Annotated in this window: 15 protein-coding genes; 11 read left to right on the top strand and 4 right to left on the bottom strand. The window is 49.8% G+C overall.

What is annotated here, in order from left to right:
• Positions 1-12: 12 nt before the first annotated feature.
• Positions 13-1272: an erythromycin esterase family protein gene (locus tag AC4EHJ_RS13835; protein ID WP_490976365.1), complete on the bottom strand. Its 1260-nt coding sequence runs from the start codon at positions 1270-1272 to the stop codon at positions 13-15.
• A gap of 122 nt (positions 1273-1394) precedes the next feature.
• Positions 1395-1661, bottom strand: coding sequence for a GNAT family N-acetyltransferase (locus tag AC4EHJ_RS13830; RefSeq protein WP_490976211.1), 267 nt, complete (start codon positions 1659-1661; stop codon positions 1395-1397).
• Between the two features lie 97 nt (positions 1662-1758).
• Between AC4EHJ_RS13830 and AC4EHJ_RS13825 the strand changes: the two genes are divergently transcribed.
• Complete coding sequence (locus tag AC4EHJ_RS13825) at positions 1759-2676, top strand: catalase family peroxidase (protein WP_490976210.1); 918 nt, start codon at positions 1759-1761, stop codon at positions 2674-2676.
• A gap of 34 nt (positions 2677-2710) precedes the next feature.
• Here AC4EHJ_RS13825 and AC4EHJ_RS13820 read toward each other — a convergent pair whose 3' ends face one another.
• Together AC4EHJ_RS13820 and AC4EHJ_RS13815 are read right to left on the bottom strand one after the other, a co-directional pair.
• Positions 2711-4201, bottom strand: a complete 1491-nt coding sequence (locus AC4EHJ_RS13820) for a glycine betaine uptake BCCT transporter (protein ID WP_490976209.1) — start codon at positions 4199-4201, stop codon at positions 2711-2713.
• Between the two features lie 85 nt (positions 4202-4286).
• Complete coding sequence (locus AC4EHJ_RS13815; RefSeq protein ID WP_490976208.1) at positions 4287-4844, bottom strand: SLOG family protein; 558 nt, start codon at positions 4842-4844, stop codon at positions 4287-4289.
• A 153-nt stretch (positions 4845-4997) separates the two neighbouring features.
• Here AC4EHJ_RS13815 and AC4EHJ_RS13810 point away from each other — a divergent pair, with 153 nt between their 5' ends.
• The 10 genes from AC4EHJ_RS13810 to AC4EHJ_RS13765 all read left to right on the top strand — a co-directional run bounded on the left by AC4EHJ_RS13810 (position 4998) and on the right by AC4EHJ_RS13765 (position 14722).
• Positions 4998-5948, top strand: a complete 951-nt coding sequence (locus AC4EHJ_RS13810; RefSeq protein ID WP_490976207.1) for a threonine/serine dehydratase family protein — start codon at positions 4998-5000, stop codon at positions 5946-5948.
• 361 nt (positions 5949-6309) lie between these two features.
• Positions 6310-7083 carry an SDR family oxidoreductase gene (locus AC4EHJ_RS13805; protein ID WP_490976206.1) on the top strand — a complete coding sequence of 258 codons (774 nt, stop codon included), beginning with the start codon at positions 6310-6312 and terminating at the stop codon, positions 7081-7083.
• Positions 7084-7099: 16 nt separating this feature from the next.
• Positions 7100-7696, top strand: a complete 597-nt coding sequence (locus tag AC4EHJ_RS13800) for a TetR/AcrR family transcriptional regulator (RefSeq protein ID WP_490976205.1) — start codon at positions 7100-7102, stop codon at positions 7694-7696.
• The gene (locus tag AC4EHJ_RS13795) at positions 7674-8552 is read left to right on the top strand and encodes a 3-hydroxyacyl-CoA dehydrogenase family protein (RefSeq protein ID WP_490976204.1); all 879 of its coding nucleotides are present in this window, start codon (positions 7674-7676) and stop codon (positions 8550-8552) included. Before AC4EHJ_RS13800 ends, AC4EHJ_RS13795 begins: the two co-directional genes overlap by 23 nt.
• Before the next feature lie 5 nt (positions 8553-8557).
• Positions 8558-9337, top strand: coding sequence for an enoyl-CoA hydratase/isomerase family protein (locus tag AC4EHJ_RS13790; protein WP_490976203.1), 780 nt, complete (start codon positions 8558-8560; stop codon positions 9335-9337).
• Between the two features lie 15 nt (positions 9338-9352).
• A complete protein-coding gene (locus tag AC4EHJ_RS13785; protein WP_490976202.1) occupies positions 9353-9760 on the top strand; it encodes an acyl-CoA thioesterase in 408 nt (135 codons plus the stop codon).
• Between the two features lie 3 nt (positions 9761-9763).
• Entirely contained in the window at positions 9764-10852 is a 1089-nt protein-coding gene (locus tag AC4EHJ_RS13780; protein WP_490976201.1) for a phosphotransferase family protein, read from the top strand.
• Positions 10842-12617 carry an acyl-CoA dehydrogenase FadE gene (locus AC4EHJ_RS13775; protein WP_490976200.1) on the top strand — a complete coding sequence of 592 codons (1776 nt, stop codon included), beginning with the start codon at positions 10842-10844 and terminating at the stop codon, positions 12615-12617. The genes AC4EHJ_RS13780 and AC4EHJ_RS13775 overlap by 11 nt, the downstream gene beginning before the upstream one ends.
• A gap of 11 nt (positions 12618-12628) precedes the next feature.
• A complete protein-coding gene (locus AC4EHJ_RS13770; RefSeq protein WP_490976199.1) occupies positions 12629-13603 on the top strand; it encodes a quinone oxidoreductase family protein in 975 nt (324 codons plus the stop codon).
• Between the two features lie 195 nt (positions 13604-13798).
• Positions 13799-14722 (top strand): ketopantoate reductase family protein, encoded by a 924-nt coding sequence (locus AC4EHJ_RS13765; RefSeq protein ID WP_490976198.1) that lies wholly within the window; start codon positions 13799-13801, stop codon positions 14720-14722.
• The last annotated feature ends 11 nt before the right edge of the window (positions 14723-14733 follow it).

Below are 14733 nucleotides of genomic sequence, written 5' to 3'. Positions count from 1 at the left end.
AAGAGATACTTGTCATAAATTCGGTTCTTCAATCGGAATCGGAGTCAACGCTGTTGTTTCATTGATGAAAATAAAGGCATCGTAGCGCTGGGATATTTTCGATGGTACGTAATTGCCATGCGCTTCATATTCCGGATGGTAAACGACGCCGATGGCACGGTGTCCGACCCAGCGGTCGAATAGGGCGTGATTGTCATCGCCGAAAAGCAGCAGCTTGTCGTGGGCGCCAGTGCGGTTAAGCAATTCCTCCCACGAATTGAGGCGCGCGGGAGGAACGCGCATCTTCTGGAAAGGCGCACCCCAGGATTTTGCTGCAATAACTGAGCCCATATAAGTGCCGAAGCCGACCGCGAAAACACCCTCGGCATGCTGCTGTTCACGCATCAACTGCCCTACATTGACCATGCCTTCTCTGTGCATATCAGTGGCGCGGGCATCTCCAATATGGGTATTGTGTTCCCAGATGATGATTTTCGCATCCTTGCCATGGGAATCCCTAATTTCGTTTATGGCTGCAGCCATATGCCCATCACGGACATTCCACGACAAGGTGTCGTCCCGCACCATCGCGCTGTAATAATCTTCCGCATTTCTGGCGACGAGTGCATTGATTTTCAAGCTGAGCGCGGTTTCGGGTTCATCTTTATAAAGTGCTTCGTCTTGTCGCAGCGCTGACAATAGCTTGTCGACTTCATCGATGCACCGGTTAAATGGATGGATGGAAGACCTCGCATACTTTTCCGGGTCGCGGCTAAACGGCTCAAAGCAGGCGAAGGCTTTTTTTGCCAGTTCCAGATGGCTTCCGGAAGGGCCGGCTGCGGAGAGGTGCCGGATAATCTCCTCCATCGATTCCCATAAACTATATAGATCGATGCCGTAAAACCCCGTCTTCTGTGCGCTTTGACCATTGTGCAGCCGCAGCCATTCAATGAAATCGGCTACTTCTTCATTGGCCCACATCCAGGTCGGCCAGCGATTAAAAGCCTGGAGCACTTCACGGCCTTCTTGGTCCGCATCGCTATCCGCTTTGGCATGGCGGTTGACTACATAGGAAGGCGGCCAATCGCCTTCAATGGCAATGATGGAAAAACCCCGCTCTTGGATGAGCCTTTTGGATAATTCGGCACGGATTGTATAAAACTCGGAAGTGCCGTGGGTCGCTTCTCCGAGCAAAACGATTTTGGAATTGCCGATGGCATCAACGATCCGGTTCAAGTCTTCGGAAGATCGATAAGGCAGGGCGTGTTTCTTTATGGCTTCTTCAAGCGACATATCCACAACTAAAACCCCTTTCTATTCCGCTATTACTCTTGGTTTTCCCGTATAGCCGCAATTGAAACGACGTCCGGCAAAGGGCATAAAAAAACATCCGCTCTTGGCGGATGTCCGATGATTTATTGCAAGACGTCCTGGAATTCCGGAGTCTTTTCGATAACGCCATTGGCGAACGGGCATTGTGGGTCAATACATTTGCCTTCTTGGCGCGCATAATTTACAACATGCTCGACCAGCTTTTTGCCCATTCCCTGGCCTTCAAGATGAGGCGAGACTTCCGTGTGGTCAACCGTCAGAACGTTGCCGCTTGGAACATATGACAACACGCCGAGTTCTTCGCCGTCTTTTACAATCGTGAACTTGTTTTCGCTATGTTTGATATCCATGTGATTTCCTCCTCTGAAAAATATGCCTTCTTTAGTATTCCCGAAATACTTAAAATTATTCATGAGCGGGTATAGCTTTTAATAAAGAGGTGATAGCATGGAGAAAAAGCAATTGGCTGGAATGGCCATCGACCGCATTGAGAAAGTTTTCGGCAAGCATAATGGCTATCGGCGGGCGCATGCGCGCGGTGTCATTTATGAAGCAGTGTTCACAGCTACAGGAGATGTGGCTCATTTGACAACAGCGGCGCATCTGCAAGCAAGAGAGGAAACGAAGGCGGCCGTACGCTTTTCGCACAGTTCACCGGATCCGGTATGGACCGACGCCATGTCGCCGGTCAAAGGAATGGCGGTGCAGTTTCAGCTGCCCGGTGGAGAGCTGACGAATATTGTCGGCGTCAATGCGCCGGTTTTTTTCGCCAAGACACCGGAAACCTTCACCGAAATGCTCGGCATTGCGAAATCGCTCAAAAAAGGCAGGCTGCGGCTGTTTGCAATAGCAAAATTGCTGATCAAATACCCGGACAGCCGCGCGGCTATTAAAGTATTGCGGAAAATGCATGCACCGGCAAGCTTTGCCAAAGGGCGTTATTATTCTATGCATGCATTTTATTTCATCGACCAGGAAGGGCGCCGCACACCTGTCAAATACGAGTGGGAGCCAGACGCCGGAGTGGCGACATTATCGCCGAAAGATGCAAAAGCAATGGGACGGGGGCATTTTGAACAAGAGCTTGAAAGCCGTCTGAAAAACGGGCCGGCCGGTTTCAGGCTGAACGTCATCATCGGCGAGCCGGAAGATCCGACGGGAGACCCGACAAAAGAATGGCCGAAAGAACGGCGGAAAATCGTCGCGGGGCATTTGGAAATAAGCCGCAATCAGCTGAGGGATGACCACATTCTTTTTGATCCAACAGTGATGGTCCCTGGAATAGCATGTTCGGAAGACCGGATTCTCGCATTCCGTTCACTGGCATATTCTATTTCCCATGGAAGGCGGACGGAAGGAACGTAAAAAAGAGCTGTCGAGAATTTCTCGACAGCTCTTTTTATTTACGGGTCCTGTTTGTTTTCATCTCAGTATTCAAAGCCTTGAACAAGGACACAATTATTAAGATCATGACCAGCGAGAACGGCAGAGCTGCTGCGATGATGGTGTTTTGCACAGCGGCTAATCCGCCGACAGCGAGTAAAATGGCCGCGATCGCGGATTGCGCAATGCCCCAAAGGATCTTAATCTGGTTGCTTGGGTGCAGCGACCCTTTTGTCGACTGCATGCCAAGAACAAATGTTGCGGAGTCAGCTGACGTGATGAAGAACGTGCTGACCAGCAATATAGCGACGATCGACATAGCGAATCCGAGAGGCATTTCATTGAACATCGCAAACAAAGTTTGTTCCGGCGGGAATCCGGCCAGATCAGTTCCGCTTTTTTGCAAGTCGATGGCGGTTGTGCCGAAAGCTGCAAACCAAAATGCTCCGAAAATAGTCGGTGTCAAGACGACGCCGATCAGGAACTCGCGAATCGTACGACCCTTCGAGATACGGGCGATGAACATGCTGACAAACGGCGCCCAGGAAATCCACCAAGCCCAGTAGAAAATTGTCCAGTTGTTGAGCCATTGACGGTTTTCTGCATCAAGCGGCGCTGACTGGAAACTCAGGCTGATTAAATTCTGTGCGTAATTGCCGAAAGTCTCGGTGAACATATTCAAAATCAGCAATGTCGGACCGAGGACAAGCATCAAGATCAGTAGAATAACAGCCAGTATCATATTGATGTTGGACAGGTATTTGATGCCTTTGTTGAGCCCGGACCATGCAGAGCTGATGAACAGCACGGTTACGACAGCGATAATGATGAATTGCACGGTTGAAGACTGCGGTACATCGAATAGGTAGGCAAGCCCACCGTTAATTTGAGCAGCGCCAAAGCCGAGTGAAGTGGCCACGCCGAAGACGGTTGCGAAAACAGCGAGTACGTCTACGAGGGTGCCAAGCGGACCGTCCATTTTTTTGCCGAAAATCGGCTTCAGTGTTGATGAAATTAACGCAGGCTCTCCTTTACGGAATTGGAAGAAGGCGAGTGCCAATGCCACGATGCCGTACATTGCCCAGACGTGGATTCCCCAATGGTAATAGGTGCGCTGCAAGGATTCCTTGAATGCAGCGTCAGTGCCTGGTTCAGCAGTGGCCGGCTGTACGGCGAAATGGCTAAGAGGTTCTGACGCTCCGTAGAAGACGAGGCCGATCCCCATTCCTGCCGAGAACAGCATGGAAATCCAGGAAATGGTCGAGAATTCCGGGCGGTCTGAATCTTTGCCGAGCCGGATTTTGCCGTAAGGGCTGATGATGATGATGAATGTGAAGATTAAAATCAAAGCCATAAGCATTAAATAATACCAGCCGAATCCTGTATCGATGAAAGAACGGATATCGCCTGTAATTTTTTCAAAGGCTTGGGGTGCGATGACGCCGAATGCGACGGTCAAGATGACTAAAGTGAATGCGATGTAAAAGACTTTCGAAGCTTTTTTCATAGTTTCTCCTTCTGTGGATATTTTCTAGATGACTTGTAAACGTAACGATAAACCAACATCAGGTCAAACAATAAGGTCGGGTCGATCAGTCCCATTCGTTCATTTGTTCTTCTTCAGCGGCAATGCGCAAATCATCCGCCGTTATGGTGAACACTTTGTAGTCATGGGTTTCCGCATAAGTTTCGGCATCCCGTTTTGTGAATTTTGGGGAACCGTCCGTTTCCTCATCGTAGACAATGAGCATGGCATCCGAGTTGCGGAGGAAAAACTTACTTTTCTCGATAAATTGCCATGGCGCCTCATATGGGCGGTTGGTGAGGCTGCGATGGAAATCCGCCAGCTCTAAGATCATTTGGTATTTTTCTTGCTTAGATTCATTCCATTTCTTTTCCTGATCGACAAAAGGGGTGAGGATGGCGTATTGCAAGTGAGGAAACTCTTCTTTCAAATCAAGCACGACTTCCGCTGCCCATGTCTCTACGCCGAGCTGGCCGCTTAAAATCACCCATTCAAGGCCTTCGTCCAGAAACACCCGAAGCCGGTCTTCAAGGGTTTTTTTAATGATGCGTATGCCGGGGTTTTTGTCGTCAAAGATGCCGAGCTCATGCTGCTTATAGCCGGTCACCACTAAACGTTTAATCATTGTAACCTTCCTTTCCGCATTCTTCTATCAGTATATACTACCCACTGGGCAACAATAATAAAGCTAAATTGCGAAACAACTTAGATTCAATACACATCGATTACTCTTTTTTTGCGTTGTGTTAAAATGAGGGCATAAAAGGAGGCGTTAACCATGGTGGACCTCGAAAGTGTAAAAAGGGCTCAAGTGAACATTGCGGATATTATCCACCGCACACCGATTTTGACTTCTGAACAATTCGATCTGGCAAGCGGCAACAGGACTTATTTTAAAGCGGAGCATTTGCAGAAAACCGGTTCTTTTAAAATCAGGGGAGCTGCTAACGCTGTCAAAAACGCGGTGCGGGGTGGAGCGGCGTCGATTACTGCTGCTTCTTCAGGCAATCACGGACAAGCGGTAGCCTATGTAGCAAAACAGCTTGGCGTTCCGGCTGTCATCGTCGTACCGGAAAATGCCAGCCGGGTTAAAGTGGAAGCCATTGAATCGTACGGCGCTGAAGTCGTCTATTGCGGCTCGACTTCAGCTCACAGGATCCCGAAAGCGCAGCAATTGGCTGCGCAAAAAGGCGGCATTTATATTCCGCCATACGACCATGAAGACATCATTTCGGGACAAGGAACGATCGGGCTCGAACTGCTCGAGCAAGTGGAGGGACTCGATGTGTTGCTGGTGCCAGTTGGAGGGGGCGGATTGATAAGCGGCATTCTGGCAGCTGTGAAAAACGTGAATCCCGGCATCAAGGTAATCGGCGTAGAACCTAAGGAGGCGAATGATACGTGGCTGTCGCTCCAAAACGGCCGCATCACATCGATTCCGGAAAGCTTTACCATTGCGGACGGGCTGCGGACAACTCAACCCGGAGCCATGACCTTCCCGATTTTGCAGCAATACCTAGACGACCTTCTATTAGTGTCTGAAGCCGACATTAAAAAAACGTTCCAATTTTTAGCGGAAAGAACCAAGCAGCTCGTGGAGCCGTCAAGTGCAGTGGCGGCAGCCCCACTGCTGTTTGGGGAATTGAAAGGCGCGAATCTGAAAGCTGCGGTGGTGCTGTCTGGCGGCAACGTTGACTTGAAAGGGCTGCAAGCATTTTTGCCGGAATAAAGGAAGTGCCCCAAAAGTGATTCGGGGGACCTCCTTTGCGACGAAGCTAGCGCAGCGATGCAACGTTTTTCATGTCTCGAAGCTAGCGCAGCGATGCAACGCACTTTCATGTCTCGAAGCTAGCGCAGCGATGCAGAGACAGAGACAGGAGCAATAGTATTCCCTTACCCTACGGTAGAAAAAAGGGCTGTCCAATAAGTCTGTTATTCGACTTATTGGACAGCCCTTTTTTCTATATGACCGTATAAATTCCGCCGGTCTTGCAATCATCAAATGAAAACGGTACCATTAAATTAAGTATTCTGAACATACCAACTAGTTAGTATGTGGAAAACGGTTAATTTGGATGGGGGAATGGCCAATGAACGTAATGGATCTTTTTAAATTGAATGGCAAGACGGCTATCGTGACAGGGGGCGGGCGAGGGCTCGGTGCGCAAATTGCCGAAGGCTTTGCAGAGGCTGGAGCAAACGTGGTGCTGTGCTCAAGGAAAGTGGAAGCTTGCGAAGAAATGGCAGAAAAACTGAAAGCAAAAGGTGTAAGGGCATTGGCGCTGGAATGCGACGTCACCAAACCGGAAGATGTGGAGAACGTCGTAAGGAAAACGCTGGAAGAGTTTGGAACGATTGATATTCTCGTTAATAATTCAGGCGCGACATGGGGAGCTCCTGTGCTGGAGATGCCGCTTGACGCTTGGCGCAAAGTGCTCGATGTCAATATCACCGGGACATTTCTGATGAGCCAGGCAGCGGGCGAAGCGATGGTCAAGCAAGGCAGCGGGAAAATCATTAATATCGCATCTGTCGCGGGTCTTGGCGGCATTGATCCGCGTTTGATGGACACCATCGGCTACAATACCAGCAAAGGAGCAGTCATCACGTTTACGAAAGACTTGGCTGCTAAATGGGGCCAGCACAATATCAACGTCAATGCGATTGCGCCTGGATTTTTTCCGACAAAGATGTCGAAAGGGCTCATTGAAAAAGGAGGCAGCGGGCTATTGGACCTGACGCCGCTCAATCGTTTCGGGACAGAAGAAGACTTGAAAGGAGCCGCACTGTTCTTGGCATCTAAAGCTTCGGATTACGTGACAGGTGATGTCATCATTGTCGACGGCGGCATGCACGCCATCTAGAATGCGGGGGCTTGGGATGAAAACGAAACTGAAAGAGGGAAGCATCCGGTTGTTTGAAGAAAAGGGATTTAGCGAGACATCAGTGCAAGACATTGTCGAAGCTGCTGGCGTGACGAAAGGAACGTTCTATTATTATTTTCAAAGCAAAGAGCAATTGCTGATGGACATCCACTCGGATTATATCGGCGACTTGCTTATGCGGCAGGAGGCTATCCAGCAGTCGGAGGCAAGTAGCCGCGAAAAGATTACCGGCATCATTGGCTTGCTGATTGGCGATATTGAGCAGCATGGCCCAAGCGGACGGGTGTTTTTCCGGGAAATGCGCCACCTGAAACAGGCCAATGCAGAGGCTGTGAAAAGAAAGCGGGAACAGTTCCGCATGAATATTGAAGAGCTGCTGCGTGAAGGCGTGGCGTCCGGAGAATTCAGGCGCCAAATCCAGCCAGACATGGCGGCATTCGCGATTCTTGGCGCGACCAATTGGAGCTACCAATGGTTCAATCCGGGCGGCAGCATTCCAGCTGGAAAGCTCGCTGAAATTTTCAGCGATATGATTTTGAATGGCATTATGAGCGAGGGGGAAAAAGGGCATGTCAGAATTTCAAATCACTAAAGTATGCGTCGTCGGAGCAGGGCAGATGGGCCAACAGATCGCAATGCTTTGTGCGTTGGGCGGATTCCAAACAGCATTGAACGACGTCAATGCTAAAGCATTGGCCAAAGCGGAAGGCGCGCTCCGTAAGATAATGGATCAATGGGTCGCCAAAAAGAAGTTGACGGAAGAAGAAAAAAACACAGCATTCAGTAATTTGTCGTTTACTGAAAGTCTGGAGACCGCAGCTGGGGACGCAGATTATGTCATCGAAGCAGTTGTTGAGAAATTGGATGTAAAGCGCGGGATTTTCGAACGCTTAGATCAGCTTGCACCGCCTCACGCCATTTTGGCATCCAATAGTTCGACTATCGTCAATTCGCTGATTGCTGAAGCGACAGAGCGGCCGGATAGGGTCTGCAACCTGCATTTCTTTTTCCCGCCGCTTGTCATGGACTGCGTGGAAGTCGTCATGAGCGATGAAACATCGGAAACGACAGCCCAAGCTTCACTGGAGCTTTGCAGACGCATAAACAGGACTGGCGTTTTATTGCGTAAAGAAATTTCAGGCTTTGTAGCGAACCGCTTGCTGGGGGCGCTTCAAAAAGAAGCACTCCATTTATATGAAGGCGGCATAGCGGATTTCAAGGAAATCGATTTAATTGTCAAAAAAGCGTTGCGCCATCCCATCGGTCCGTTTGAATTGATGGATTTATCGGGCATCGATATCGTCTACGACGTCATGCAGCAACAATACGCGGAAACTGGCGACCCTGCGGACAAACCAGCAGGATTCATCAAAGAAAAAGTGGATATTGGAGAGCTGGGCCGGAAAACGGGCAAAGGATTTTACGATTATCAGAAAGTTGAGGTGTAAGCAAAATGGCGGAAATTGTACATATAGAAAAACGGGAAGGCTATGCGGTGGTCAAAATCGCGAATCCGCCGATGAACGTTATCAGCAGCCAAGTGTTCAAAGAGCTGGATGAAGCTTTCCGCGAGTTGGGAGAAGACGCGGGTGTCAATGCGGTTATTCTTACCGGCCAAGGGGAAAACGTATTCGCCGCAGGCGCAGATATAAAAGAGTTCCCGAACCTGATCGGGCAGCCTGCACTGAAGGGCAAGTTCATGGAAACGCATGAGATTTTAAATCGGATTGAACGCTTTGAAAAACCGGTGATTGCCATGCTGAACGGACTGACATTCGGCGGGGGATGCGAAGTGGCGCTTTGCTGCGATATTCGGATTGCCGAGGAACATGCCCAAATTGGACTCCCTGAAATAACGCTTGGGCTGTTTCCGGGCGGAGGGGGAACCCAGCGTCTGCCGCGCCTTGTCGGAGAATCGAAAGCCAAGGAATTGATGTTTACAGGGCAAGCTGTTTCTGCAGTAGAAGCGGAAAAAATCGGCCTGGTCAACAAAGTAGCCCCTAAAGGCCAAGGCATGGAAGCTGCCAGAAAAATGGCGGCACGCATCGGCGGCTTTTCTCTTCCCGCTTTGTCCCGCATCAAAAAAGCGGTTGGCGAAGGGATGGAATTGACAGTCGGACAAGGGGTGGAACTCGAAGCCGGATTATTCGAAGAGGTGTTTCAGACTGCCGATGTCCGGGAAGGCGTACAGGCTTTTATCGAAAAAAGAACACCGCAATTCAAAAACAGGTAAAGGGGTGCAGCAGAGATGGCAGCACATGAAATCACGGTAAAGGTCCGCTTCAGCGAAACAGATGCCCTCGGGCATGTCAGCAATATCAGTTATTTCATTTATTTGGAAGAAGCCCGGATTGAATTGTTCAGAGCACTGGGGTTCGAGATGGAGCTTGAAAAGTGGAATGTCATCTTGCTGTCTGCGGCCTGTACGTTCAACAATCAGGCATTTTTTGACCAGAAGTTGAAAGTCAGTTCATTTATCACCAAAATCGGTAATTCGAGTTTCATGATCGGCCACCGGATTGAGGATGCTGAAACGGGCCAATTGATTGCGGAAGGCGAGGCAGGGGCTGTTTGCTTTGATTTTAAAAAGCAGAAAAGTGAACGCCTTCCAAGAGCAATCCGCAGCCAACTTGAAAAGTTTGTGGAAGAGGTGTAAGAAATGGCAGGAACTTCGAACGGTACGATTGCGGTGCGGACAGGTGAGGAATTGGACAACGCCAAACTGCATCAATTTCTGAAAAAATCGATTAAAGGGTTGCCAGAAGGTGAATTGGAAATCCGGCAATTCGGCGCAGGGCACTCGAATTTGACTTATGCATTAGCTATTGGCAACTGGGAAGCGGTATTGAGGCGGCCGCCGCTTGGACCTGTAGCGCCAAGAGCCCATGATATGGAACGCGAATTCACCATTCTTTCGGCGCTGCATCCTTTGTTTCCGGCTGCACCTCGGCCTTATGTTTTTTCGCATGATCCGGAAATCATCGGAAGCCCTTTCTTTGTCATGGAGAGGCGGTACGGCTTCGTGCTCGATACGGATTTTCCGGAAGGCGTTGAGCCGTCCGCTGACTTGGGGCGCCGGATTTCAGAGTTGATGGTGGAGCAGCTAGTGAAGCTGCATGCCATAGATTACACAGAAACGCCACTCGCTGAGATGGCCAAACCCGAGGGCTTTATGGAACGGCAAGTGGAAGGCTGGATCAGCCGCTATGAACGCGCAAAAACGGACGACATACCGGAAGCGGAAGAGTTGGCCAGTTGGCTGCTTGCGCATATTCCGGAATCGCCGGAACCCGCTATCATCCATTACGACTTCAAATTGAACAATACCATGTTTTCCGAAGACTTCAGCGAAATTACCGGCTTGTTCGACTGGGAAATGACGACTGTCGGCGATCCGCTAGCCGATCTTGGCGCGGCAATGAGTTATTGGATGGAAGCGGATGATCCGGAAGCATTGAAGAAAGGCTTTGGGAAAGCGCCAGTGACAGTTACGGAAGGGTTTTATACGAGACAGGAATTTATCGAGCGTTATGCGGAAAAAAGCGGACGTGACGTATCGAATATCGATTTCTATGTGACGTTCGCAACTTTCAAATTGGCAGCTATCTGCCAGCAAATTTATTACCGGTATAAAAAAGGGCAAACCGCTGACAAACGGTTTGCGCAGCTTGCCCCGTTCGTAAAAATCCTCATTCACCACGCCCTTAAGACGGCGAAGAAAAAGGAGGCAGACGGAAATGTTCAGTGATAAAACTTTGGCATACCGGGGCGGCAGCTTCTTATATGAAGCGTCGGCTGCTAAGCAGGTGTTCACTCCCGAAGATTTTACAGAAGAACACCTAATGATTTACAAGACGGCGAAACGTTTTTTGGAAAGCGAAGTGCGGCCGCATAACGAGAGAATCGAGCTGCAGGATTTTACGTTGGTCAAGTCTTTATTAGATAAAGCAGGGGTACTTGGTTTGCTGGGGCATAGTGTGCCAGAACAGTACGGCGGACTCGGTTTGGATAAAATCAGCAAAGGCATCGTCGGAGAGGCGTTGGGCCCAGCCGGCAGCTATGGCGTCGCGCATTCGAATCATACATGTATCGCAACATTGCCGATCACTTATTTCGGTACTGCTGATCAGAAGGCACGGTATTTGCCGAAGCTTGCCTCCGGTGAATTTATCGGAGCGTATTGCCTGACAGAGCCAAATGCGGGATCGGATGCCTTGGCAGCCCATACGACGGCAACGCTGAATAGCGAGGGGACCCATTATGTGCTGAACGGCACAAAAATATTCATCACGAATGCGGCATTTTCCGATACGTTCATCGTCTACGCAAAAGTGGACAATAGCGCCTTTACGGCTTTTATCGTAGAAAAGGATTTTCCAGGATTGGCGCTTGGGGCCGAAGAACAGAAAATGGGTATTAAGGGGTCTTCCACCCGTGCTGTGATTTTCGAAGATTGCGAAGTGCCGGTTGAAAATTTGCTGGGCGAAGTCGGAAAAGGCCATGTCATCGCTTTGAATGTCTTGAATCTGGGGCGTTATAACCTAGGTTCGGCTACGATGGGGGCAGCCAAATACGCTTTGGAGCTAGCTGTGAAATACACGAAAGAACGCCGTCAATTCGGCAAAGCGATTGCGGATTTCACTGCAACGCAAGAAAAAATCGCGGACATGGCGATGCGGATTTATGCGGCGGAATCGGTGCAATACCGAACAGGAGGGCATCTCGAAGATGCATTGGAAGGGCTGTATGATTCAGGGGACCATGGACTTACCGCCAGACGGATGATGGAATACGCAACAGAATGCGCCATCTGCAAGGTGTACGGTTCAGAAACTTTGGATTTTGTGGCCGACGAAGCGCTTCAATTGCACGGGGGCTACGGTTTTATAAAAGAATATAAAATTGAGCAGATTTATCGCGATTCGCGCATCAACCGTATATTTGAAGGCACCAATGAAGTGAATAGGCTGCTCATTCCAGGGAATCTTTTTAAAGCGGCTGCAAAAGGGCAAGTGCCGCTTGAAGCCGCTGCAGCCAAGGCTATTGAAGAAATTCAGTCGCCTAAAGTCGGATCAATCAGTGTTATTTCCCGGGAAATAGAAGCGGTACAAGCGATTCGCCGCGTCTTTCTGCTATGTGCAGGCATCGCATCTCGGACGTATGGCCCCCAATTAGCGGATGAACAGGAAACACTGATGAAATTGGCGGATATTGCCATTACCTTGTTCGCTGTTGAATCGGCTGTCTTGAGAACAGTAAAAGCGATGGAGGCTAATGGCGAACAGCAGGAGGCTTTGAAGGTTAAGCTGGCAAACGCGCTGGTAGATGAAGCATTGCTCGAAACTGAAATCAACGCCCGCAAGCTTCTTCAAGGCACGGCTTCTGAAAGAGAACTGCATGATTATGTTCCTGTCATAACGAAAGAGTTGAGCAGGCTTCAGCGTGCAGGAGCCAAAGCAGCGAAACGCAGCATTGCACAGAAAATACTATCGGCGGAACAATACACGTCATAAGGAGGAACGGAATGAAAGTCATCAAATTTGAAGAATTCGGCGGACCGGATGTCCTTAAATGGAGCGACGCGGAAAAACCGCAGCCAAAGAGCGGCGAAGTCTTGATTGAAGTGAAATCGAGCGGCATCAATTATGCAGATACGGCGAGGCGCGAAGGGCAGTATGTCGTTCCGACGACGCTTCCTTATGTGCCGGGTTCGGAAGTGGCAGGCGTTATTGTGGAAACGGGAAGCGAAGTCCGGAATTTCAGCAAAGGCCAGCGCGTGGTGGCGCTCATCGAATCCGGCGGCTATTCGCAATATGCTGCGGTCGACGAACGAGTGTTGACGCCGATACCGGATAATGTCGGCTTTGATCAAGCGGTTGCCCTGCCGCTGCAAGGGCTGAGTGCCTATCATATCCTGAAAACAATGGGCCGCCTGGAGCCGGGCGAAAGCGTGTTGATCCACGCGGCGGCTGGCGGAGTGGGCGCAATTGCTGTACAATTGGCAAAAATCTTCGGAGCAGGCAAAATCATCGCTACGGCAAGCACCGATGAAAAGTTGGCGCACGCGAAAAAGATGGGCGCTACGCATGTGGTGAATTATTCGGAAGACGGCTGGGTGGAGAAAGTAAAAGAGATTACCGAAGGAAAAGGTGTTGATGTCGCCTTGGAAATGGTCGGCGGCGATGTCTTCAACCAAACGGTGAAATGCCTCGCCCCGTTCGGCCGTCTGGTGATTTTTGGAGCGGCGAGCGGCCAGCAAGCCACGTTCAATCCAGGCCAATTGATGCGCAAGAACCAATCCGTCATCGGATTTTTCCTGCCGCAGATCATGCGCAACCAGAAGTTGTTCCACCAGAGCTTCAAAGAGCTGCTCGGCTATATGGCGAGCGGGCAACTGACATTGACAATAGGTGGGAGTTATCCGCTTGAAGAAGCGGCGCACGCCCATCAAATGCTCCAGGGCCGGAAGACGATCGGCAAACTCATACTCAAGCCTTAAAAGGGGCAGAAGGAGCGGCCGGTTTTTGCAAAGATAGAAACTGTTGAGGCGAAATCAATTGGAACGGATTAGAAAATTGACACACGGAAAGGGCAGGCGCATAGGCGTTCTGTCTTTTTTGAATGGGCCTGTTGAAAAAACCTTTTGGGTATTTGCAAGAATAATGAGACAATATAGCGAAGGGAGAGGATAAAGATGAAAATTTTAATAGTGGGCGCCGGAGGAATCGGCGGTTATTTTGGAGCGAGGCTGATGGAGGCTGGACAGGATGTCACCTTCTTGGTTCGCAGCCGCAGGAAAGAGCAGCTCGAAAAGACAGGCTTGAATATCAATAGTGTGAACGGCGATGTGAAGCTGGTTCCGAAACTGATTACTGCACAGCAGCAAGGCGAGCCCTTTGATCTGGTCATCTTGACGACGAAAGCCTACCAGCTGGAAGCGGCAATCGAAGATATTCGCCCGTTTGTAGGAGAAACAGGAATGATTCTTCCATTATTGAACGGGATTTCACATGTCGATGACTTAGTGGAAGCGTTCGGGGAAGAGCGGGTGCTCGGGGGACTTTGCTTTATCGAAACTACGCTCGACGAAAACGGTACAATCGTCCAGACGAGCCCGATGAATCAGTTAGTCTTCGGAGAGCGATCAGGAAAAGAGACAGCCCGCATCCTCGAAGTGCAAGGAGCGTTCGAGGGCACAAAAGCAGATTTTGCTTTGAGCGCGAATATCGAACAGGACATGTGGCATAAATATTTATTCATCACAGCGATGTCCGGCATCACTGCGGCAATGGAATCGCCGATTGGCCCCATCCGCGATTTGGAATCCGGCCAGCGCACCATTTCCGCCCTCTTGCATGAGCTTGTATCGGTGATGAAAGCGATCGGTGCACCTGTAAAAGAGACGATTGCAGAAGACCAGCTGGCTAAGATCAATTCGTTGCAGCCTGGCATGAAATCATCGATGCAGCGGGACATAGAAAAGGGACAGGCAATTGAAGCCGACCACCTCCAAGGATACCTTTTGGAAAAAGCATTGGCCCAAAAAATCGCCATGCCAGTTCTTGATGCGATTTATACGAAATTAAAAATTTACGAAATGAATTTACGGAATAATTGATTAATTACTCT

This window comes from Planococcus sp. TJ-301 (assembly GCF_058268475.1).
Note: the sequence above shows the minus strand (reverse complement) of the source record. Positions and strands in the feature narration are given on the sequence as shown.